Genomic DNA, 20,998 nt, shown 5'->3' with positions numbered 1-20,998 from the left:
CGCCCGCCCCACGAGCCCCGTACGCCCCGGCCGAAAACCGTCGCGCACGGCCTTGGGGGACCGGCCCCCGCGAGGTGAAACTCCCCAAAACCGCCCCGCGGCGCCCCTTGGCCTGCTCAACTTTGTTGAAGACAGTTCCGCACGACCATTGCGTATCCGCATCACCATGCGTAAGGGAGGCCGTCGTGAGACGAGTGCGTCCGGGGCCGGCGTCCCGTGGGTCGGCCGAGCGGGCGCTGACGAGCGTCGCCGCAGGTGCGGGGTACGAGAGCGAGGCGCACCGCGCGCGGCAGAGCGACCAGGGCGAGGGCCTGGAGAGCGAGCCGGTGCAGACGCCCCGGCTGTGGCACGTCACCCTGAGCGTCTCCGGGGCGGCGGCCCCGCTGGACGAGCTCAGACGGGGCCTCGAACAGCTCGCCCACGACCACCCCTTTCTGCTCACCAGCAGATACGCGCCGGACCACGCCGAGATCCGCTACTGGGAAGAGGCCCGCGACCTGCACGACGCGGCCGCCGTGGCGCTGCGCCTGTGGGGCGAGCACCGGCAGAGCGCACAGCTGCCGCCGTGGGAGATCGTGGGGCTCGAAGTGATCGGCCGCGACACCTATCACCAGCGGATAGCCGAGGGCTACGGTCCGTTGCCGGCCGCCCCCGTGGGCGTACACCCGTTTTGAGCCGTCGTCCCGAGGGGCGCGAAGTCGCCTTCCGCCGGTCTCGGGGACTGGAACACCGGATGGACGCCGGGCGCGCGGCGATTACCCTGCGGGCATGACGTCGCTCTCTCCCGTCTCGCCCTACGACAACCTCTCGCCGGTCGCCCGCGCCGCCTACCGCGCCCGCGGCGCCGCCGCCACCCTCGCGCCACTGCCGCGCGCCGCCAAGGACGACGCGCTGCTCGCGATCGCCGACGCGCTGGAGGTGCGCACCGCCGAGATCGTCGAGGCCAACGGCAAGGACATCGCGCGGGCCCGCGAGGCCGGGACCGACGAGGGCATCATCGACCGGCTCACCCTCACCCCCGAGCGGGTCCGCGCCATCGCCGCCGACGTGCGCGACGTGGCCGCCCTGCCCGACCCGGTCGGCGAGGTCGTCCGCGGCTCGACGCTGCCCAACGGCATCGACCTGCGCCAGGTCCGCGTCCCGCTCGGCGTCGTCGGGATCATCTACGAGGCCCGTCCGAACGTCACCGTGGACGCCGCGGCCCTCTGTCTGAAGTCCGGCAACGCCGTGCTGCTGCGGGGCTCGTCGTCGGCGTACGCGTCGAACACCGCCCTGGTGCGCGTCCTGCGCGACGCGGTGCACGGCGCGGGCCTGCCCGCGGACGCCGTCCAGCTGGTGCCCGGCGAGAACCGCGACTCCGTCCGCGAGCTGATGCGCGCCCGCGGCCTCGTCGACGTCCTCATCCCGCGCGGCGGCGCCTCGCTGATCAGGACCGTCGTCGAGGAGTCCACCGTCCCGGTCATCGAGACCGGCACCGGCAACTGCCACGTGTACGTCGACGCCGAGGCCGACATCGACATGGCCGTCGACATCCTGGTCAACTCCAAGGCGCAGCGCCCCAGCGTCTGCAACGCCGCCGAGACGCTCCTCGTGCACCGTGACATCGCCGACGCGTTCCTGCCGCGCGCCCTGGACGCCCTCGCCGACGCCGGCGTCACCGTGCACGCCGACGAGCGGGTGCTCACCTACGCGGACGGCACCAAGGCCACCGTCGTGCCCGCGACCACCGAGGACTGGGAGACCGAGTACCTCAGTCACGACATCGCGGCCGCCGTCGTCGACACCCTGGAGCAGGCCGTCGAGCACATCCGGCTGTGGACCTCCGGGCACACCGAGGCCATCGTCACCACCTCGCAGCGGGCCGCGCGCCGCTTCACCCAGCTCGTGGACTCCACCACGGTCGCCGTGAACGCCTCGACGCGCTTCACCGACGGCGGGCAGTTCGGCTTCGGCGCGGAGATCGGCATCTCCACCCAGAAGCTGCACGCGCGCGGTCCGATGGGGCTGCCCGAGCTGACCTCCACGAAGTACATCGTGACGGGCGACGGCCATGTGCGGTGAGCCGTCGGCCGGTTGACGGCGAGCCCGGTCGAATTCCCTTTCCTGCTGCCCAAATTGCCCCGTCCAGGTCTACTCTGGAGGGGTGCCGGAGGACGTGGGGGGCACGCCGTCGTCTCCCGACGGCTGGGAGCCCGACGACGACCGCGACCACGGGGGTGCGGACGATGAGTTCGCCTCCGTGGTCTTCGACGAGGAGTTCGTGCGCGCCGCGGAGGTCCATGAACCCTCCGCCGTGGAGCGGCTGTTGGCCGCCGCGCAGGCGCGCGCCGAGGCCTCCGAGGCCGAGGCCCGGCGGGCCCGAACCCGGGGCCGCGGCGCCGACGCCGCGGACGACGATCTCTACGAGGACGGCTTCGGCCCCGACGACGGCGCCGACATGGGCCGCGACGACCTCGACGACGCCTTCGCGTACGACTCCCTCGACCAGAGGTACGGCCGCCCTGGCCGCCACCCGGGCCGGCTCCGCTGGCACCGGCCCATCGCGTGGATGCTCGCCCTCCTGATGGGCATCGGCATGGTCGCCCTCGCCTTCACCGCCGTCTACCGCGGGGCGTCGTCGGACCGCAGGGACGAGGTGCCGTCGCCCGCCTCGACCGAGGTCGGACAGAGCGCGGAGAAGGAGCCGCCAGGACCCTCCGTCTCGGCCGGGTTCGGCCAGTCCGAGATGCCCGCGGTGCCCCGCAGGCCCTGACCGGGACCCCGCTCGGCCTGCTGCTCCGCCCCCGCACGCCACCCGCACGCCGCCGTGAGCAGTTGTCGGAAGTTGTCGTGTACCAGGGCGTTTACCCGGCGGCCCGGAGACCTACCCTGAAGGTATGGGCGGGCCAACAGAACCACCGGCGGGGACGCCCGAGGGCGGCACTCCCGGAGGTGGCGAGGACGAGTACCGATCCGTTGTGTTCGACGAGTCGTTCGTCCAAGCTGCCCGGCTCCAGGAGTTCTCCGCGCGGGAGCGCCTGGACGATCACACACGCGCCGTGCGCCGCCGCCCCGGACTGCACAAGATGCTGTCCCGGCAGCTGGTGATCCTCGTCGTACTGATCGCGGTCGCCTTCGGCACGGCGATCTACATGGGCGTACGCCAGCCGTACCAGTCCCCGGTGGCCAGGCGCCCCGAGCCGCTGCGCATGACGGTGATCCCGCTCGCGCCCGGGGGGTCCGTGCCCGGCGCGAAGAGCGTCAAGAGCCTGTACGCGCACAGCCCCGCCGCACAGTTCCGGGTGGGCGCGGGCGGCATCAACCTCCCTGCCGTGCACCGCACTTCGCACTTCTCGGACAGTCAGGTGATGGCCGCGCTGATCACCGTCAAGGACTACCTCGTCGAGTCGTCGCTCGACCCCGAGGTGCTCACCGGCGGCTCCGCGCGGTCCGTGCGGATCCTGCTCGACCCGGGTCAGTTCAGCCAGTTCGACCGCAGTTTCGCCCACCCGGCGGCCGACGGGCGGCACGCCGCCACCGGCTGGCTGGTGCGGTTCGACCCGGCGCGGACCGCGCTCGCCGACCGGCGGGTCAGGGCGGACGGCACCCTGCGCCTCACCGAGACCGACCGGGACACCCTTGAGGTGACCTCGGACCACACCTTCGTGTACGCGCTGCGGCCCGCCGCCGGGGCGAGCCGGGCGGGCGGCGCGAGCGGCGCGGACCGGGCCGACGCGTCCCTGTTCACCGTCCGCCGCGAGCTGCACTTCCGCTTCGACCGCGACGACCTGCGGATGCACCGCGCCGAGGTGATCACCTCGGCCACCCAGGCGGGACCGCTCGCCTGCGCGGCCGACACGGCGAACCACCTGCGGCCGCTGCTGGCGGGCGAGCGGGCCAAGGCGGGCGGCCCGTCGGCCGGCACCGATCCGTACGCGACGGGCGACGCGACGGCGCTGTGCGGGACGCTGGCGGCCTCGGCCCAGCCGTCGCTGTCGGCGTCGTGAGGGCCGCGGTTACCTGGGGTCGTCGTCCGGCGCGTCGCCGTTGCCGGGTGCGCCTGCATCCCCGGGTGTGCCGCCGCCCGGCTTGCCGCCCCCCTGCCCCGTGAACTTGCCGCGCAGCTTGCCGCCCAGGTCGCCCGCGCCGCCCGCGATGTCGTTGACCAGCTTCATCAGCGGGTCCTTGCTGTGCCGGACGTCGTCCGCGTACGACGACGCCGACTGGCGGAAGGAGTCGGAGACCGAGGTGTCCCCGTCCTCGTCGCGGCGGGGGTAGTGGCCGTCCATGATCCGCTGGAAGCCGTGAGCCGCCGGGGAATCGGCCCACTTCTTCAGCTCGGCGGCCCGCACCGTGGCGAAGGGGTGCGTGCGCGGCAGCACGTTGAGAATCTTCAGCACGGAGTCGCGCAGGTCGCCCCCGGCCTCGTACTCCTCGGCCTGCTCAAGGAACGCGTCCACGTTCATCTCGTGCAGGTGGTTGCCGCCCGCCAGCTTCATCAGGCCGCGCATCGACGCCCGGAGGTCCTGGCCGACCAGCAGCCCCGCCCGGTCCGCCGACAGCTCGGACTTGCGGAACCACTCGCGCAGCGCCGTCACGATCGCCATGATCGCGACATTGCCGAGCGGGATCCACGCGACCTTCAGCGCGAGGTTGGTGAGGAAGAGCAGGATCGTGCGGTAGACGGAGTGGCCGGAGAGGGCGTGGCCGACCTCGTGGCCGACGACCGCCCGCATCTCCTCCTCGTCGAGCAGCTCGACGAGCCCGGTGGTCACCACGATGATCGGCTCGTCGAGGCCGATGCACATCGCGTTCGGGTTCGGGTCCTGGTTCACGTACATCGGCGGGACCTTCTCCAGGTCCAGGATGTAACAGGCGTCCCGCAGCATGGTGTTGAGGTGCGCGAACTGGGCGTCGGAGACCCGTACCGAGTCCGACAGGAACAGCAGCCTGAGGCTCCGCTCGGGCAGCAGGCCGCTGAGCGCCTTGAAGACCGTGTCGAAGCCGGTGAGCCTGCGCAGGGCCACGAGGGCGGAGCGGTCCGCCGGGTGCTCGTACGCCCGCGACGAGATGCCGGGGAAGCGCCTGCGCTGCCGGCCCGGCACGCGCTCGTGGCCCCCGCCGGCCCCGCCGCGGTGGTTGTCGTCGGTCATGCCGCATCCCCCATGTGTCGTCCTCTCGTGCCCCCGAGGTGGAGTCCAGCCTAGGCGGAGATACCGTGACAGGGCAGCGCACAGAAGGAGTCATCCGTCATGGAGCACAACCCCGGGGCCGTCTGGCTCACCGAGGCGGCCAAGGCCGCGGAGCGGCAGGGTCCGGGCAATCTGCTGCGGATCGTGCTGATCGTCATGGTCGTCGGCTGCGTCCTGGTCGGCTGGTTCCTGCTGCGCGGGTACCGCCAGAGCAGCGACAACGGCTCGGTCCGCGGCGCGGAACACGTGCCGGAGCGGGGCCCGAAGAGCCCAGAGAGCGCGCCCGGCAAGGGCGCGGAGCGCCCGAAGAGTCCGGAGAGCGCGTCCGGCGACGACGTGGAGAGTCCGGCGAGCGGGTCCGGCGAGCGGGCGAAGAGCGCGTCCGACAAGGGCGCCGAGGACCGCAACGGCTGAGTCGGCGTGAGCCGGAACGAACCCCCCGCTTACGATGGGCCAGAAGTCTTTATGTCCATCCCACCTCCGGATAGGTCCTGCCTGAGATGAGCCTCCACAGCAACGCCGCCCAGCTGGTCACTCTCGCCTCCGAGGGCGGCGAGCACGGCGGCAACCACGAAAGCCTCAGCCCTCTCCTCACCGGAGGCGGCGCGTTCGTCGTCCTCCTGCTGCTCCTGTGGATCACCACCCGCTTCAACCGGGACCGCTGAGCGAACAGGGTCCGTCCGCCGGGCCGGTAGGGTCTGCACGCATGGGAGAGCAGGGCATGCCTACCGGTCCGGAGACCGGCCGAGCGACCGGTCCGGTGAGTGACGGCAAGCGCCGCCTGGGCGTCATGGGCGGAACGTTTGATCCGATCCACCACGGACACCTCGTCGCGGCCAGTGAGGTCGCCGCGCAGTTCCACCTCGACGAGGTGGTGTTCGTGCCGACCGGCCAGCCGTGGCAGAAGAGCGACAAGCAGGTGTCGCCCGCGGAGGACCGTTATCTGATGACGGTCATCGCGACCGCCGAGAACCCGCAGTTCTCGGTGAGCCGCATCGACCTCGACCGCGGCGGCGCCACCTACACGACGGACACGCTGCGCGACCTGCGTGCCCTCAACCCCGACACGGACCTCTTCTTCATCACGGGCGCCGACGCCCTCGGCCAGATCCTCACCTGGCGGGACACGGAAGAGCTGTTCTCCCTCGCGCACTTCATCGGGGTGACCCGGCCCGGCCACACCCTGGCCGACCCCGGGCTGCCCAAGGGCGGTGTCTCCCTGGTGGAGGTGCCGGCCCTGGCCATCTCGTCCACGGACTGCCGCGCGCGGGTCGCCAAGGGAGACCCGGTCTGGTATCTGGTGCCCGACGGTGTGGTGCGTTATATCGACAAGCGCGAGCTGTACCGCGGCGAATGAGCCGAGAGGGGCACCGGTGAACGACCGACAGTACGACCCGTATGCGGGCAGCGACCCGTATGCGGGCGAGTACGCGGACGGGTACGCGGAGGGATACGCCGCCGACCAGTACCAGGTCGTGGGGTACGACGAGTACGGGCGGCCGGTGTACCAGCAGGTGCAGCCTCAAGTGCCTCAGCAGCAGACGCCGCAGCAGGCACAGCAGGCACAGCAGGCGCAGCAGGCGCAGCAACATCAGGGGTACGGGTACGACCCCTACGCGAGCGGCCGGCAGCAGGGCTATGAGACCGGGGCCTACGGAGCGGGCGGGGCCGGGGCGTACGACGCGTACGGCAACGCCGGGACCTCGTACGACACCGGCTGGATCCCGCAGCAGCAGCAACCCCAGCAGCAGCAACCCCAGCAGCAGCAACCCCAGCAGCATCAGCACCCCCAGCAGCACCAGCAACCGCAGCAATCCCAGCAACATCAGCAACAGGCCCAGGTGCCGCCGCCCCAGCCCGCCCCGGAACCCGAGCCCACGCCGGAGCGCGCACCCGAGGGTGAGCACAAGGACGCGTACAAGACCGAGCAGTTCTCGTTCATCGAGGAGCCGGACGAGGAATCCGAAGACGTCATCGACTGGCTGAAGTTCACCGAGAGCCGGACCGAGCGGCGCGAGGAGGCCAAGCGGCGTGGCCGCTCCCGGGTCGTCGCGCTGATCGTGGTGCTCGCCCTCGTCGTCGCGGGCGGCGTCGGCTACCTGTGGTTCGCGGGCAAGCTGCCGGGCCAGGCGGACGGTGAGGGCGCCGCGGCCGCGGCCTCCGGAGCGCAGAAGCGCGACGTGATCGTCGTCCACCTGCACAACACCAAGGGCGGCGGCACCTCCACCGCGCTCCTGGTCGACAACGCCACCACCAAGCAGGGCGCCACCGTCCTGCTGCCCAACTCCCTCTCCGTGTCGGACGACGACGGGACGCCGACGACGCTCGGCAAGTCCGTCGACGACGACGGCTCGACCGGCACCCGCGAGTCCATCGACACGGTGCTCGGCACCGAGGTGGAGGGCACCTGGCGGCTCGACACCCCGTACCTGAACAACCTCGTCGAGCTCGTCGGGAACATCGACGTCACCACCGACACCGACGTGCCCGACCCCAAGGCGAAGAAGGGCGAGGCGCCCCTCGTGAAGAAGGGCGAGCAGCAGACCCTCAGCGGCCCGATGGCCGTCGCCTACGCCACCTACCGCGCGCCCGGCGAGACCGCGTCCGCCCAGCTCGACCGCTTCGGCCAGGTCATGCAGGGCGTGCTGCGCAAGCTCTCGTCGGACCCGCAGGCGGCCACGACCACCGTGCAGTCGCTCGCCCAGATCCTCGACCCCTCCCTGGAGGAGAAGGACCTCGGCGCCTTCCTCGCCAAGCTCGCCGACCGTGCCAAGGGCGGCGACTACAAGACGACGCTGCTGCCGGTGCGCCCGGACGGCACGCTGTCCGAGCAGGCCGGCGACACCGTGGTCAAGGACGTCCTCGGCGGCGCGGTGAAGAGCCCGGACGAGGGCGCGGCGGTGCGGGTCGGGGTCAAGAACGCCTCCGGGAAGAAGGCCGCGGGCCAGGAGGCCCGGGTCTCCCTGGTCAACGGCGGCTACACCTTCATCGACGGCGGCGCGGGCTCCACGGCCCAGGCCACCTCACAGGTCGTATACGCCGACCCGGCCAAGAAGTCGCAGGCCACCGAGGTCGCCAAGACCCTCGGCCTGCCGGCGGGCGCGGTCCGCAAGGGCACCCCCCAGGCCAACGCCGACGTCTCCGTGGTCCTCGGTCAGGACTACGGCCGGGGGCGGTGACGTAATCGTCTGGGGCGCTGTCGGCGGTCCGTGAGACCCTGGGGGTTGTATCCACCAGCCGAAGGAAAGCTCACCAGTGACCGCCACGGACCGCTCCACCGAGCTCATCACCGTCGCCGCCCAGGCGGCGGCCGACAAGCTCGCGCACGACATCATCGCGTACGACGTCAGCGACGTGCTGTCGATCACGGACGCCTTCCTGCTCGCGTCCGCCCCCAACGACCGCCAGGTCAAGTCGATCGTCGACGAGATCGAGGAGCAGCTGAACAAGCAGCTCGGCGCCAAGCCGGTCCGCCGCGAGGGCGACCGCGACGCGCGCTGGATCCTCCTCGACTACGTGGACATCGTGGTCCACGTCCAGCACAGCGAGGAGCGCGTCTTCTACGCCCTCGAGCGCCTGTGGAAGGACTGCCCCGAGATCGACCTGCCCGAGGACGCCAAGGCGACCCGCGGCAAGGGCGCCGAGCACGCCGAGCAGCAGGCCGCGGAGGAGGCCGACCTGGACGGTGAGCTGCGGTGACCAACCGCGGCTGCCGGATCATCCTGTGGCGGCACGGCCAGACCGCCTGGAACCTGGAGCGCCGCTTCCAGGGCTCCACGGACATCGAGCTGACCGAGACGGGCGTCGCCCAGGCCAAGCGCGCCGCCCGTCTGCTCGCCTCCCTGAAGCCGGACGCCATCGTCGCGTCGGACCTCCGGCGCGCGGCGGCCACGGCCGGTGAGCTCGCCGCGATCACCGGCCTGCCGGTCGCGTACGAGGAGGGCCTCCAGGAGACGTACGCCGGCGAGTGGCAGGGCCTGACGCACGACGAGATCATCGCCCGCTTCGGCGAGCAGTACACCGCGTGGAAGCGCGGCGAGGCGGTGCGCAGGGGCGGCGGCGAGCTGGAGACCGAGGTCGCCGACCGGGCCGCTCCCGTCGTGCTGCGCCATGCCGAGAAGCTGCCCGCCGACGGCACGCTGGTGGTGGTCAGCCACGGCGGCACCATCCGCACCACGATCGGTCGCCTCCTCGGTCTCGAACCCCACCACTGGGAGGGGCTCGGCGGTCTGACGAACTGCTGCTGGTCGGTCCTCGGCCAGGGCGCGCGGGGCTGGCGCCTCCTTGAGCACAACGCCGGCACCCTGCCGGAACCGGTGCTCGGCGACGACGACTGAGCACCCCTGACCCGCTCCGGCGGGCGGCCGGACCCGGATTTCACATTCCGGCTGGTCGCAGGCTAAAGTTCTTCTTGTTCGCCCGCCGAGCGGGAAGAACACAAGGGGCTATAGCTCAGTTGGTAGAGCGCCTGCATGGCATGCAGGAGGTCAGGAGTTCAATTCTCCTTAGCTCCACAGTCCCGAGAATCCCGTCCCCGTCAGGGGGCGGGATTTTCTTGTGCAGCGGTGGTGGCGGCTGCGGTGACGGTGGCGATGGTGGCGGCTCAGGTGGCTGGGGCCGAGGTCGCCGCCTATGTGGTCCTGAGCCCGCGCAGCCGCGCCGCGCGGACGCCGCTCTCCTCGTCATCCGGCGTGTACACGACGATCCGGCACTCCGGCATGCCGTCGACGCTCAGCGAGACCGACGTCATGCGCAGCTCGCCGACCACGCGGTGCCGGAAGGTCTTCACGCGCCGCCCCGGCGGTATCACGTCGCCGCTGCCCCACAGCTCGGCGAAGTACGGGCTGGCGGCGGACAGCCTGCGCAGGAACCCCTCCCAGACGGGCTCGCCCACATGCCGCCCGTACGCACTGCGCAGGGTGGCCACCATCATCGGCAGCTCCTTGTCGCGGAAGACCAGCGGGCACTCCTCGGCGGGCACGGTGAACAGGGACCACAGCACGTTCGGGACGCCGGTGCCGGGGGCCTGGGGGAGGAGGAACAGGTCGCGGTAGGCGGGGTTGGTGGCGAGGATGTCGTACCGCGCGTTGTACACCACGGCCGGGCGCGGGTCCATGGCGTCGATGATGCCCTGCACCTCCGCGCCGACCGCCCGCGCGGAGGCCTCGCGGCCCTGGGCGTACGGCACCTCGGCCAGGTGGTACAGATGCTCGCGCTCGGGCTGGTCGAGGCGGAGGGTGCGCGCCACGGCGTCCAGGACCTGGGGGGACGCGTTGATCGGACGGCCCTGTTCGAGGGAACTGTTCACTCCCTGGGACATGACCGGCGTCACACCGCCTGAACTGTCCGGGGCAGGTCCCTGGAGAAACCCTTGCGCTCTAGCGTCCGCATGAAGCCGAACACCGCCGCATCTTCGCTGGTCAGCGACGCCAGGCAACCGACTCCCTTGAAGGGAGGTATGAAGACCTTTGCCCTTGCCGGGGCGCTCCCGTCTCGTGCTGGGGACGTGCCGCCCGTCGTGATCAGGAAATCCACCCGCTCACGGGGAAGCGTGACCCCTGAGACCTCCGCCCCTGCCCGCGCTGAGCTTGCGTTCAGCCTCCGTCTGTCGCGCTCGTCTGATGAGTCGTCGTCGCTGGACGTCCAGCTTCGCGCCTGCCGCCTCAAGGCTGAAGCGCTGGGCTTCGATGAGGAGACCACTGCCGCCGCCGTGGCGAACGCCTACGTGGACGACGGCGTATCGGGCGGCTCTGCTCTTGAGGCCCGGAAGAAGGGCATGGTCCGGATCATGGCGGACCGCCCGAAGGTGGTCATCGCGTGGAAGCTGGACCGGTTCGCACGCTCCGTCCGGGAGTTTCAGAAGCTCTTGGACTGGGCTGACGAGAACGGCGTACGGCTGGTCACCTCCGACAGCCTGTTGGACTCCGCCGACAAGTCGGGTACCGGGCGGCTGATCGCAACGATCATCGCTGCCGTGGCGGAATGGGAACTGGGCATCATCACCGACCGCAGCGAAGCCGCCCACGAAGAGCGCCGCACGCAAGGCCGCTGGATCTCCGGGAAGGCCCCGTTCCCGTACAAGGTCGAACGCCGAGACGGCAAGGCGTACTTGGCCGAAGACACGGACGCATTCACTCTCGTGCGTGAGCAAATAGCCAAGCTCCTTGAGGGCGGCAAGGGGGCGACACTGGCCGGGACCGCGCGGGCACTGCCCATTGGCCGTCAGCAGTGGCGCAAGCTCCTTCGCAGCGTGATCCTGCGCGGGTGGCGCGAGCACAACGGGGAGCTTGTCACCGAAGCCGACGGCGTGACCCCGGTGCAGTTCGGCCCGGAGGTCATCGACGCCGCGACGGCCAAGCGCGTCCGGGACCGGTTGAAGGAGCTTGAGGCCGGGGAGCGGGCCGAACGGATGGATGCGCCGTGGCTTGCGGGCATGGTGGTCTGCGCGTGCGGCGCGAAGTGGAACGGCGGGCAGTCCAGCCGCAAGAAGCCGCTCTACAAGGGCTCGTGCGGGCACGGTTCGATCATGGCGCACCTAATAGAGCCGCTGGTCTTTGAGGACTTCCGCAAGCAGCACGGGAACACCCCGCTGTACGAAGTCACCTATTCCGGCGGTACCGATCACAGCGGGGAGCTTGCCGACCTGGACGCGAAGATCCGGCGCGGGAACGCGAACCTCCTCCTCATGGACGCCGACGACGCGGCAGACCTCCGCGCCCTGGTGTCGGACCTCAAGGCCACACACGCCCGCCTGACCGCAGAGCACGACCCGGAAGTAACCGAGACATGGACGCTCACGAACACACTGCTGTGGGAAGCGTGGGACCAGGCCACGGAAGACCAGCGGCGAACGATGCTCACCCACCACCGGTGCAAGGTCACCGTCCACTCTGCCAGGCATCCTGGCGGGCGCGTGGTCATCGACTGGGAGCCCGTGGCACACGAGGGTGAGGCTGAGTACGAGACGGCCGCGTAAGCCCACTCAGCGCCCCGTACGGCCCCGTTTGGTCCCCAGCGACCAGCGGGGCTCTCTCGTGCCCGCAGAAAACCCTTGCGCTCCAGGGTCAGCACGGGCAGGCAATCGACCGACTAGAACCGCTTCGAGACCGGCGAATCACGGCAGAACTCCCCAGCACTGTTCCGGGGTTACTCCGTGATTCGCCGTTTCCATTCTCGACTTACGCCGGATTTCATCGAAGGGAACTCATGGATACGCCGAGATTCGCCGCCCTACTCGCGAAACTCCGGGCGGCCGAAGCCGCCGCCTGGGACCAGATGCGCGGAACCGACGAACGAACCGTAGAACTGCACGCGCTCATAGCGGGGGCGTTGAGGGCCGCTGAGGCGCTGCGAGCGGGTGAGGCGTGCGCGGGCCCGGAATGCGGGCTCAGCGTCGAGTACAGCGGCGTAGGGCGACCGGCCCGGTACTGCTCGAAGCGCTGCCGGGATCGTGCCGCCTACCGGGCTGCCCGTCAGCGGGAGAGAGGGGGATCTTAGTTGGCTTGTTACTTATTTCTGTGACGCATAACAGTAATCCGTCTATCCCATAAGAACTCACAAGAAAAAGCTAGAGCCGTTACTACGTCATCCGTTTCGTCTCACCGACTTACGTCACGCGGAGGTCTGCCCGCATGGGCTACTACGACAGCGACAACCACACCGACGAATGCCAGCACTGCGGGGAGTCGCTGACCGGACGGCAAGAGCGCTACTGCTCCGCCGCTTGCCGACAGGCCGGATTCCGGGACAGCAGGAAGCCCCGCAAGCCGCGCGAGTGGAAGCCGTGTCCGCTGTGCGGCGAGCCGTTCGAGGTAACCCACCCGCTCAAGAAGTTCTGCGACTACGAGGGCGAAGCCGAACGCCACTGCCAGGACGCGCAAGACGACTTGGAGGAAGCGGAAGCGATAGCCGCCGTGGAACGCGAAGAAGCCGTTTGCGCCCATTGCGGGGAGCCTGCCGGGTGGTCGGGGCGTGGCCGTCCGCGCCGCTTCTGTTCGAACCGCTGCAAGACCTCCGACTACCGCAAGCGCAAGGCCGTCTGATCACCGACTCACGCGAGTCACTGCCCCGGCTTCACCGAACCGGGGATTTTTCATGTCTGAAGACCGGAGAGGCCCCGTGTACTACAACCCAACTGGCTTGACTGAGCACGAGATTGGCGCACTGATTGATACTCCTGATGAACTGACGGAGCACGTCACCCCGGAGGTTCGGCGGGCGTGGATGGAGTGGGATACCGCGCGCTTCATGCGGGGCGAGAACGGGGCCGTGGAGGTTCGCGCTGGCTTCGCCCGTGGCGGGTACCGGCTGATAGCCGACCCGTTCCGGCCCCTGTGGGAGTTCCCACCCGCACTGCGTAATGACGTGCTCCGGTCCCGTCAGATCATCCGCCGTCGTGAGGCCCGTCCCATGTCCTGGGTGACGAAGGGCGGCACTATCCGCATGGTGGACGGCGTGAAGGTATTCACGGGCGAATGCCAGGTGTGTGGCTCGACGTATGAGGAGAAGCGCCCGGAGGGGCAGAAGCGCCGTTGGCCGCTGATGTGTTCGGACGAATGCAAGGCGGAGCGGACCCGGCAGCGAAAGCGTGAGTGGGCGGCTAAGAACCGTGCTGCGAGTGATGCCGCGTAGACATTTACTAATACAGGTGAGGGGACGTTTACAAATTTCCCACTAACCCCCAGCCGGCGACCCCATTCAGGGATGGTCGGCTTTCTTGTTCCCGGAGGAAGGAAGCACGTTGTCTCACGCCGAACAGGCACGCGCCCACATGACGAAGCGCGACGAATACACAGACCTTCTCAAAAAGCTGGACCTTGACCCGGCGAAGCGTTCCCTGTCTGTTGCCGAACGCAAGACGGAGGGTGAGCTTCTTGACGGTATCGCTAAGGCTGACGGAGCGATGAAGAGGCACCTTGAGGCGGCTGCCGTTGAAGAGATCGCGATGCGTGCCACGTCTCCGCTCCAGCTCATGGGTACCACCCGCAAGCACGAACCGAAGGAAGAGCGCATGGCTGTTATTCCGGGTGCGCTTCTGGCTCGCTCTGTTGAGATTTCCCGTGGGATCACTACGACGGGCACGGGTAAGGCGTTCAGTCCGGAGGAGATGGCGAAGAAGTTCGTTGACCTTCTCGCCCCTCAGTCGGTGGTCATGGCGTCCGGTGTGAACCGGGTGCAGACGAACGCTGAGACCTACGCATTCCCTGTGATCCGCTCGGACTTCACGGCCGGTTTCGTGGGTGAGCTTGACGACCTACCCACTGGCGGTTTCGGTGCTGAGCCGCTGAAGGTGACGCCGAAGAAGATTGCCGCCGCTGACATGCTCGCCAATGAGCTTGTGGAGGATGGCGGTTCGGCGTTCATGGACCCGGTGGCCAAGTCGCTTATGCGGTCGGTTTCTCTGGGCTTCGACCGTGAGGCGCTGATTGGCACGGGAGTCAACAAGGGGTTCGTGGGAATCGCGAACACGCCGGGTATCCAGACTCTTGAAGCCAAGGGCGGATTCAAGGACCTTGACGCCTTCGTTGCCGCGTTCGGAAAGCTCGAAGCGGTCAACTCGAAGGCCACGGCCGTGGTGATGCACCCGACCACATGGGCGGGACTCATGGCGCTGCGGGAAACCTCCGGTTCGCTGAAGCCGCTTCTGAGCGAGTCGGCAGGTTCGCCTACCGCTGGCATTCAGCGCGCGATTCTGGGTGTTCCCGTGTGGATCTCCTCGTTCATGCCGGGCACGGATGTTCTCACCTATGAGGCGGACCAGATCTTTGCCGTGTGGCGCAAGGACGCGGGCTTTCAGGTTTCGGATCAGTTCGGATTCCTGAAGGACGGTACCGCCGTGCGCGCTATCGCCCGTGCCGCTATCGCTGTTCCGAACGCCGCTGCCGTCTGCAAGATCACCGTTACCGCCTAAGAGGAGTTCTCCACCATGCCTTTCTTCAACACCGATGAGCCGACCGTGACCCTTCGAATGACCGGTTACATGAGCTACGGCCCGACCACGGACGGCATTCCGTCCCACGTGCTCCAGAACGGCGAGACCTACGACGTTCCGCAGAGCGAGGCTGAATGGCTCCTCTCGGCTGAGCTTGCCGAACTGGCCTAACCCGCATGTTCGTTGAACTGCTCTCAGGGGTGCGCCTTGACCGCGTGCCCCTGGGGGCGGGTATGTGTGTTCAGTGCCCGGACGACATAGGGGGGTACCTCACTGCGAAGGGGTGGGCTCGCAAGAGGGCGGGTGCCCACAAGCTCAGCGATGGCCGCACGCTGATCGCATTCAAGGTGCGTGAGATTCCGGGCACGGCTGAGGAGTTGAGCGACTGGCCTTCGTGGATGCGTCCGGCATGGATGCGCCCCGATGGTCGGGCAGTGCCCAGCGGAGACAACAGGCCACGCGTTCCCGTGCGCTGCCGCACCTGCCAGCGAATCGGCTACCGACTCAAGGACCGATTGCCCGCAGACGCGCGGAGAGATGAGCGCTCGGATTGTTGGGTCATCGAATGCAAGCGGTGCACGGCGAGCGACACGAACGCGTGAAGGTGTCGGGTTCCCGAATTTTCCGATGGGTCGCAGCCGGCTGGGGGCGTATGCGGTTTGAAAGTTCCCGATCAATGCCGCTGGCGATCCCAGCCCCAGCACGGAAAACGCGTCCGTAACGAACACGCCCTTCACCGTTGTTCGTCTTCCCCGAAAGGAGGAAATCCCTTGAAGGTCACCACCTGCCAACACAAGCCGTGCGGAAAGTCGTTCGGCAAGAACGCCGACGCAAGACAGCGCTACTGCTCCGCCGCCTGTCGAGTCGCCGCGTCACGCGCCCGCAAGGCAACGGCACCGAACGGCAGGCTTGCCACCGTGACGGCCCTGAGCGCCCCTGAGAACGCCCCGGAACGACTGGACGACGTACGGGCGCTCTGGGAGTCCCTGATTCGCCAGGTTGCCACTGACGGCTTCATGGTCATCGGTGCAAGCGGGCTCCCTGTCGCCCATCCGGCGCTGAGGTACTTCTCCGCGCTGCACTCCGCGATGCGCGACCTTGAGACCGGTACGGAGTCCAGCGGCACGGAAACCCCGCTCGAACAGATGCAGCGCCTTGCCCGGCAAGCCCTGGACGACTACGACGCGGAGCACGCCACGTGACCCTTCAACACCTTGTGAGTCCAGAACTCACCTCACTGGCCTGCCGGTTGGGCGAAGCGGCCGACCCGCCCACGCATCCCCTGTGGGTGCCGTTCACGGGTCTCTTCGCTGCGGAACTGGGCCGTGCCCCACTGCCCACGGACCTCTTCGCCTGCATGATCTGCCCGTGCCACTTCTGACCCCGCCCCCGTGGTTGGCCTCCTCTCGCGGGGGTCGCTGCGGGGGCTTTCGTCTTGGCCGGACAGGCGCTCTTGACGGGTCCGCTCCGGAGAGTGAAGGTCCTAGAACGACGTAGAACCCACAGCTAGCCGGAGGCGGTCATGGCACTACGGTTCATCGCGAAAGACCCCAACACCGACGGGGCGAACTGTCCGACGGTGTGGGTTGATGAGGAGCGTCAGGAACTCTTGTTCCAGGGTTGGGATGCAGACGGCGAAACGCTCGCTGACTGTCTCAAGGCTGGGCCGATTCCTGACGGTGAAGGCGTCGTTCGGCTGCCTATGCGAATGGTGGCCGCTATTCGGGAGGCATGTGATGTGGCGGAGCGCTCCACCGTTCGGTGAGCTGCTGGCGGGATGTCGGAAGTCGGCATTGCACCTTGAGATGCGCGACCACTACGACGACCCGGACGAAGCTCCCCGTGTCGAGGCATGGAAGGCAGGGAAGAGGCCGGACCCGAACAACCGCGATTCCTGGTGGCGTCCATGGCTGGACATGGTTTCGGAAACGGTAGGACGCGGGGTAGAAATCCGGCGAGCACGGATCGTGTCGGAACCCGTCAGTGAGTACACCCGCTATCTCTATGACGGAACCTTCACCAACATCGCTGCTGGCGAACAGATTCGCTGGTTGCCCCGGAAGAAGGCTTCGGGAATCGCCCTGCCGGGCAATGACTTCTGGCTGTTCGACGGCCGGTTGGTAAGGTTCGGCTATTTCTCCGGAGAGGGGGCCTATCTGGGAGACGAAGTAACCGACGACCCTTCGGTTGCCAAGCTCTGCGCCGAAGCCTTCGAGAATGTCTGGAGCAAGGCAACACCGCACGAGGAATACAAGGTCTGACGGATTCAACGACTCATGCCCGCGTCGCCTTCATCGAGCGTCCAAGCTGCCCGCAAGGCGGTCGCTGACCAACTACGGGAGATCCGCCGGGACGCCAACCTCACGGCCAAGGACGTTGCCGACCGAACCGGCTGGTACAAGTCCAAGGTGTCTCGCCTTGAGAACGCCGTTACGCCTCCGTCAGATGGCGATATCCGGGCATGGTGTCGCGCCTGCGAAGCCGACGGGATGGCCGCTGATTTGATAGCGGCCTCCCGGTCGGCCGACAGTGCATACGTCGAGTGGCGTAGGTTGCAACGCACGGGATTGCGACGGCTGCAAGAGTCCTATGTTCCACTCTTCGAGCGAACAGAGACGTTCAGGATCTATTGCTCAAACGTGATTCCTGGACTGCTTCAAACGGACGGGTATGCCACAGCGCTGCTCGGCTCCATCGCCGCATTTCGTGGAACGCCGGATGACGTAACGGATGCGGTCGCTGCACGGATGGAGCGCTCCCGGGTAATCCGTGAAGGAAATCACCGGTTCGCGTTGCTCGTTGAAGAGGCGGTTCTGCGGCATAGAGTCGGCGGAGCGGAAGTGATGGCGGGCCAACTCGGCTGCCTCCTTTCCGTGATGGCTTTTCCTTCCGTGTCGCTAGGCGTCATCCCCTTCTCCGCCGATCGGCGTATGTGGATGATCGAGACGTTCAGCGTTTACGACAAGAAGCGCGCGCAGGTGGAGACGCTGACCGCGCAAGTGAACGTGACCGCCCCGTCAGAGGTGGACCAGTACCTCAAAGCCTTCGGGGAGTTCTCGAAGCTGGCCGTCTTCGGATCGGATGCCCGATCCTTGATCACCTCCGCCATTGACGCGCTGGGGTGATGCTCGTGGAACTCCGTAGAACTGACTGTGAGTTGGGCTCTCTTCGTTCCTAGCGTGGTGTCCAGACGGACGACGCGAAGGGGTCGGCATGAGCGAGCCGAGAACGTACCCGAGTGCACCAGTGACCTTGCCGCTGAGGCTGGACCCTGATCCTGCCCCTGTCGATGGGTGCGCCGGGTGCACGGAGCTTGCCAAGGTCCGGGCCTGGGCCCGCGCGGGGAACGATCAGACCACCGTGACGGACTGCAACGTACTCATGGCGCGGCATCCGGACGGGCACTGATGACCACAGCGCCGGAACGTCCCCGCACAGCGCCACGTCGGACACCTCGACTCCGCAGGTCACTGCAAGGAGAAGCCCCGTTCCACCCGAAGCCCCGCGCGGGCCGGACAGGCGGGGAACCGCGTTGGTCCCTCTGGAACTTCGGTGACCTCTGCGGGACTTGTTCCGGGCACCGTGCCATCTGGTGTGACGGATGCTGCGGTTTCGCCGGATGCGACCTGTGCAGCTTCACGTTCAAGCGCCCCTGCCCCTCGTGCGTGGGAGGCGACGCGGAACCAATCCGCTGGTGAGACTCCGGTCCGTTGGACGACGGCGAGCAAGACAGTCCAGCGGTTCGGACGGCGACGTTCCCGACCGGATCAGCCTTCGTGCAGGGACAGGACGTGTCCCGTCTGAGCTGACGTGCTCAGGCACTCGCCCCGGTCCGCCCCTTAGCTGGGGTGCCGCACCTAGAAACCCGTGCGGTGAGGGCTTAGCCAACGGCCCCGTCGTGCATCACCCCCGTGGTGTGCGGCGGGGCTCTTCGCTGCTCAGGCGAACGCCACCCGGCACGTATCCCAAGGGGTGTACCTTTCGAGCCAGGTGTACCAGGTGACGCCGACCCCGGAGAGCTGGGCGACCTCCTCGCGGCGCAGCCCCGGAGTGCGGCGGCGCAGCCCTGGGGCCATGCCCACGTCGGCGGGCGTCACCCGGGCCCTGCGGCCCCGCAGGAAGGCGGCGAGCTCGGGTCGCCGCCGCGGGGGCGGGGTGGGGCGCCCTTCGGCGTGCGGTGCCGTTTCCGGCGCCGTTTCTGGCTCGGACATCCCTGCGGCGTGTGCCCCTGTCACTCCACGTGCGGTCGTCATCGTCGTCACGTCCCCCATCGTCCGTCGCCGCCGCGGCCGCTGACAGGTGCTGTCAGTACCAGCATCGGCGGGCTCTCGTTACCCGTACCGGATCGCCCGCACGCTCATGGCATGACGACGACCACCCCTCCCGCCCCCGCGGGTTCGACTCCCGCATCCAGTAAAGCGCCCGGCACCGACAAACGGCCCGGACGGCTGCTCGCGATCGTGCTGGCCGCCCAGTTCATGGCGCCGCTCGACGTGTTCATCGTCAATGTGGCGGCGCCCACCATCCGCGACGAACTGCACGCGTCCGGCGCCGGGTTGCAGCTGGTCATCGCCGGTTACACCATCACGTACGCGGTGCTCCTGATCACCGGTGCGCGGCTCGGCGACCGCCTCGGCCACCGCCGGGTCTTCCTCGCCGGGCTCGCTGTCTTCACCGCGGCCTCGCTGGCCTGCGGACTCGCCCAGAACACCGGGGAGTTGACCGGCTTCCGGCTGGTGCAGGGCGCGGGCGCCGCGGTCTTCGTCCCGCAGGTGCTCAGCCTGATCCAGCGCAACTTCGCCGGCGAGGCGCGGACGAAGGCGCTCGGGGCGTACGCGGCGGTCCTCGCGACCGGCGCCGCCGCGGGGCAGGTGCTCGGCGGTGTCCTCGTCAGCGCCGACCTCCTCGGCGCCGGCTGGCGTCCGGTCTTCCTGGTCAACGTCCCGGTCGGGATCGTGCTGCTGGTCCTCGCGGGGCGCGTACTGCCGCGCGACGCCGCCGCCATGGAGCGGGCGGCGGAGCGGACGCGGCCGCTCGATCTGCCCGGCCTGCTGCTGCTCGGCGCCGCCGTCTCGCTCTTCACCGTCCCGCTGGTGCTCGGACAGCAGCAGGACTGGCCGCTGTGGTCATGGCTCTCGCTGGCCGCCGCCGCGCTCTGCCTCGCGCTCTTCTGGACGTACGAGTCCCGGCTGTCCCGGCGCGGCGGGGCACCGCTGATCGCACCCCGGGTGCTGAGGTCGCCGGGCATGGGCCTCGCCGTCTTCCGGATCATCGCCGTGATGGCCGCGAACGCGGGCTTCCTGTTCGTCATCACCCTGCACATGCAGGGCGGTCTCGGCTACGGCGCGCTGCGGGCCGGCCTCACCTTCGCGCCGACCGCCGTGGTCTTCGGCCTGGTCGGGCTGACGTGGCGGCGCTGGCCGCAGCCCCTCCAACGGGCGCTGATCCCCGGCGGTTTCGTGCTGACCGCGCTGTCGACCGGCGCTGTGGGACTGTTGCTGCGGGACGGGGGTGACGGCGGCCCCCTGTTCTTCGTGGCCCTCGTCGGCGTGGGCGCGGGCCTCTCGCTCGGCTTCAGCCCGACCCTGACCCGGGCGCTCGCCACGGTCCGCGCCGAGGACGCGGCGGACGCCAGCGGTCTGCTCGCGACGGTCACCCAGCTCGGTCAGTTGACGGGAGTCGCCGTCTTCGGTGCGCTTTTCCTGAACCGGCTTGAGTCGGGAGGGGCTCCCGGGGCGTATACATCCGGTGACGCGCTCTGGGCGTGCGCCTGCGCACTGGCTGCCGCGGCCGCGCTGGGTGCCGTGTCCGGACTGGTACGAATGCGTCGCTGACCGGGTCGCTCAGAGCGTGGCAGAATCGGACGGCCGGAAGGAGACGCAGCCCGACGGGAGGG

21 protein-coding genes, 1 tRNA gene and 1 pseudogene are annotated in these 20,998 nt (G+C 68.8%); 20 read left to right on the top strand and 3 right to left on the bottom strand.

Translation table 11 applies throughout. The features are described 5' to 3' along the window. Positions 1–194 precede the first annotated feature (194 nt). The 4 genes from ACFYO9_RS15740 (at position 195) to ACFYO9_RS15725 (ending at position 3,986) form a co-directional block, all read left to right on the top strand. Positions 195–674 carry a hypothetical protein gene (locus ACFYO9_RS15740; RefSeq protein WP_388666354.1) on the top strand — a complete coding sequence of 160 codons (480 nt, stop codon included), beginning with the start codon at positions 195–197 and terminating at the stop codon, positions 672–674. 94 nt (positions 675–768) lie between these two features. Beyond that, on the top strand, positions 769–2,061 hold the full coding sequence (locus tag ACFYO9_RS15735; protein ID WP_358705211.1) for a glutamate-5-semialdehyde dehydrogenase: 1,293 nt from the start codon (positions 769–771) through the stop codon (positions 2,059–2,061). 82 nt (positions 2,062–2,143) lie between these two features. Next, entirely contained in the window at positions 2,144–2,752 is a 609-nt protein-coding gene (locus tag ACFYO9_RS15730) for a hypothetical protein (RefSeq protein WP_355808329.1), read from the top strand. A 124-nt stretch (positions 2,753–2,876) separates the two neighbouring features. After that, complete coding sequence (locus ACFYO9_RS15725) at positions 2,877–3,986, top strand: hypothetical protein (RefSeq protein WP_358705207.1); 1,110 nt, start codon at positions 2,877–2,879, stop codon at positions 3,984–3,986. Between the two features lie 9 nt (positions 3,987–3,995). On the opposite strand, the gene ACFYO9_RS15720 is transcribed toward ACFYO9_RS15725, so the two are convergent. Further along, a complete protein-coding gene (locus tag ACFYO9_RS15720) occupies positions 3,996–5,132 on the bottom strand; it encodes a M48 family metallopeptidase (RefSeq protein WP_358775988.1) in 1,137 nt (378 codons plus the stop codon). A 99-nt stretch (positions 5,133–5,231) separates the two neighbouring features. Between ACFYO9_RS15720 and ACFYO9_RS15715 the strand changes: the two genes are divergently transcribed. From ACFYO9_RS15715 to ACFYO9_RS15685, 7 genes are all read left to right on the top strand, one after another. Continuing rightward, a complete protein-coding gene (locus tag ACFYO9_RS15715) occupies positions 5,232–5,585 on the top strand; it encodes a hypothetical protein (RefSeq protein ID WP_358776122.1) in 354 nt (117 codons plus the stop codon). A gap of 86 nt (positions 5,586–5,671) precedes the next feature. After that, positions 5,672–5,836, top strand: coding sequence for a hypothetical protein (locus ACFYO9_RS15710; RefSeq protein ID WP_150184080.1), 165 nt, complete (start codon positions 5,672–5,674; stop codon positions 5,834–5,836). A 41-nt stretch (positions 5,837–5,877) separates the two neighbouring features. Then, on the top strand, positions 5,878–6,528 hold the full coding sequence (nadD, locus tag ACFYO9_RS15705; RefSeq protein WP_355808335.1) for a nicotinate-nucleotide adenylyltransferase: 651 nt from the start codon (positions 5,878–5,880) through the stop codon (positions 6,526–6,528). Positions 6,529–6,544: 16 nt separating this feature from the next. After that, on the top strand, positions 6,545–8,350 hold the full coding sequence (locus ACFYO9_RS15700) for an LCP family protein (protein WP_358775986.1): 1,806 nt from the start codon (positions 6,545–6,547) through the stop codon (positions 8,348–8,350). 76 nt (positions 8,351–8,426) lie between these two features. After that, entirely contained in the window at positions 8,427–8,870 is a 444-nt protein-coding gene (gene rsfS / locus ACFYO9_RS15695) for a ribosome silencing factor (protein WP_150167662.1), read from the top strand. Further along, positions 8,867–9,508, top strand: a complete 642-nt coding sequence (locus ACFYO9_RS15690) for a histidine phosphatase family protein (RefSeq protein ID WP_355808341.1) — start codon at positions 8,867–8,869, stop codon at positions 9,506–9,508. Before rsfS ends, ACFYO9_RS15690 begins: the two co-directional genes overlap by 4 nt. Positions 9,509–9,612: 104 nt before the next feature. Continuing rightward, positions 9,613–9,685: transfer RNA gene (locus ACFYO9_RS15685), tRNA-Ala, on the top strand. Positions 9,686–9,801: 116 nt separating this feature from the next. On the opposite strand, the gene ACFYO9_RS15680 is transcribed toward ACFYO9_RS15685, so the two are convergent. Continuing rightward, on the bottom strand, positions 9,802–10,491 hold the full coding sequence (locus ACFYO9_RS15680; RefSeq protein ID WP_358775984.1) for a transcriptional regulator: 690 nt from the start codon (positions 10,489–10,491) through the stop codon (positions 9,802–9,804). 69 nt (positions 10,492–10,560) lie between these two features. Between ACFYO9_RS15680 and ACFYO9_RS15675 the strand changes: the two genes are divergently transcribed. The 8 genes from ACFYO9_RS15675 to ACFYO9_RS15640 all read left to right on the top strand — a co-directional run bounded on the left by ACFYO9_RS15675 (position 10,561) and on the right by ACFYO9_RS15640 (position 18,227). Then, entirely contained in the window at positions 10,561–12,147 is a 1,587-nt protein-coding gene (locus ACFYO9_RS15675; RefSeq protein WP_358775982.1) for a recombinase family protein, read from the top strand. A gap of 655 nt (positions 12,148–12,802) precedes the next feature. Next, entirely contained in the window at positions 12,803–13,213 is a 411-nt protein-coding gene (locus tag ACFYO9_RS15670) for a hypothetical protein (protein ID WP_358775980.1), read from the top strand. Positions 13,214–13,310: 97 nt separating this feature from the next. Continuing rightward, positions 13,311–13,802: a hypothetical protein gene (locus ACFYO9_RS15665; protein ID WP_358775978.1), complete on the top strand. Its 492-nt coding sequence runs from the start codon at positions 13,311–13,313 to the stop codon at positions 13,800–13,802. Positions 13,803–13,911: 109 nt separating this feature from the next. Continuing rightward, positions 13,912–15,081 (top strand): phage major capsid protein, encoded by a 1,170-nt coding sequence (locus ACFYO9_RS15660; protein ID WP_358775976.1) that lies wholly within the window; start codon positions 13,912–13,914, stop codon positions 15,079–15,081. A 15-nt stretch (positions 15,082–15,096) separates the two neighbouring features. Beyond that, positions 15,097–15,273 carry a hypothetical protein gene (locus ACFYO9_RS15655; RefSeq protein ID WP_358775974.1) on the top strand — a complete coding sequence of 59 codons (177 nt, stop codon included), beginning with the start codon at positions 15,097–15,099 and terminating at the stop codon, positions 15,271–15,273. A 599-nt stretch (positions 15,274–15,872) separates the two neighbouring features. Further along, on the top strand, positions 15,873–16,304 hold the full coding sequence (locus ACFYO9_RS15650; RefSeq protein ID WP_358775972.1) for a hypothetical protein: 432 nt from the start codon (positions 15,873–15,875) through the stop codon (positions 16,302–16,304). 534 nt (positions 16,305–16,838) lie between these two features. Continuing rightward, the gene (locus tag ACFYO9_RS15645; protein ID WP_358776114.1) at positions 16,839–17,363 is read left to right on the top strand and encodes a DUF6879 family protein; all 525 of its coding nucleotides are present in this window, start codon (positions 16,839–16,841) and stop codon (positions 17,361–17,363) included. A 15-nt stretch (positions 17,364–17,378) separates the two neighbouring features. Further along, positions 17,379–18,227 (top strand): helix-turn-helix transcriptional regulator, encoded by an 849-nt coding sequence (locus ACFYO9_RS15640; RefSeq protein ID WP_358775970.1) that lies wholly within the window; start codon positions 17,379–17,381, stop codon positions 18,225–18,227. 843 nt (positions 18,228–19,070) lie between these two features. Here the strand turns inward: ACFYO9_RS15640 and ACFYO9_RS15635 are convergent. After that, positions 19,071–19,373 (bottom strand): annotated as a pseudogene (locus ACFYO9_RS15635) (hypothetical protein); the annotation flags it as partial. Positions 19,374–19,466: 93 nt separating this feature from the next. Here ACFYO9_RS15635 and ACFYO9_RS15630 point away from each other — a divergent pair. Then, on the top strand, positions 19,467–20,936 hold the full coding sequence (locus tag ACFYO9_RS15630) for an MFS transporter (RefSeq protein ID WP_358775966.1): 1,470 nt from the start codon (positions 19,467–19,469) through the stop codon (positions 20,934–20,936). Positions 20,937–20,998 lie beyond the last annotated feature (62 nt).

The sequence above is a fragment of the Streptomyces sp. NPDC005863 genome, assembly GCF_042871345.1.
Classification (GTDB): domain Bacteria; phylum Actinomycetota; class Actinomycetes; order Streptomycetales; family Streptomycetaceae; genus Streptomyces.
Note: the sequence above shows the minus strand (reverse complement) of the source record. Positions and strands in the feature narration are given on the sequence as shown.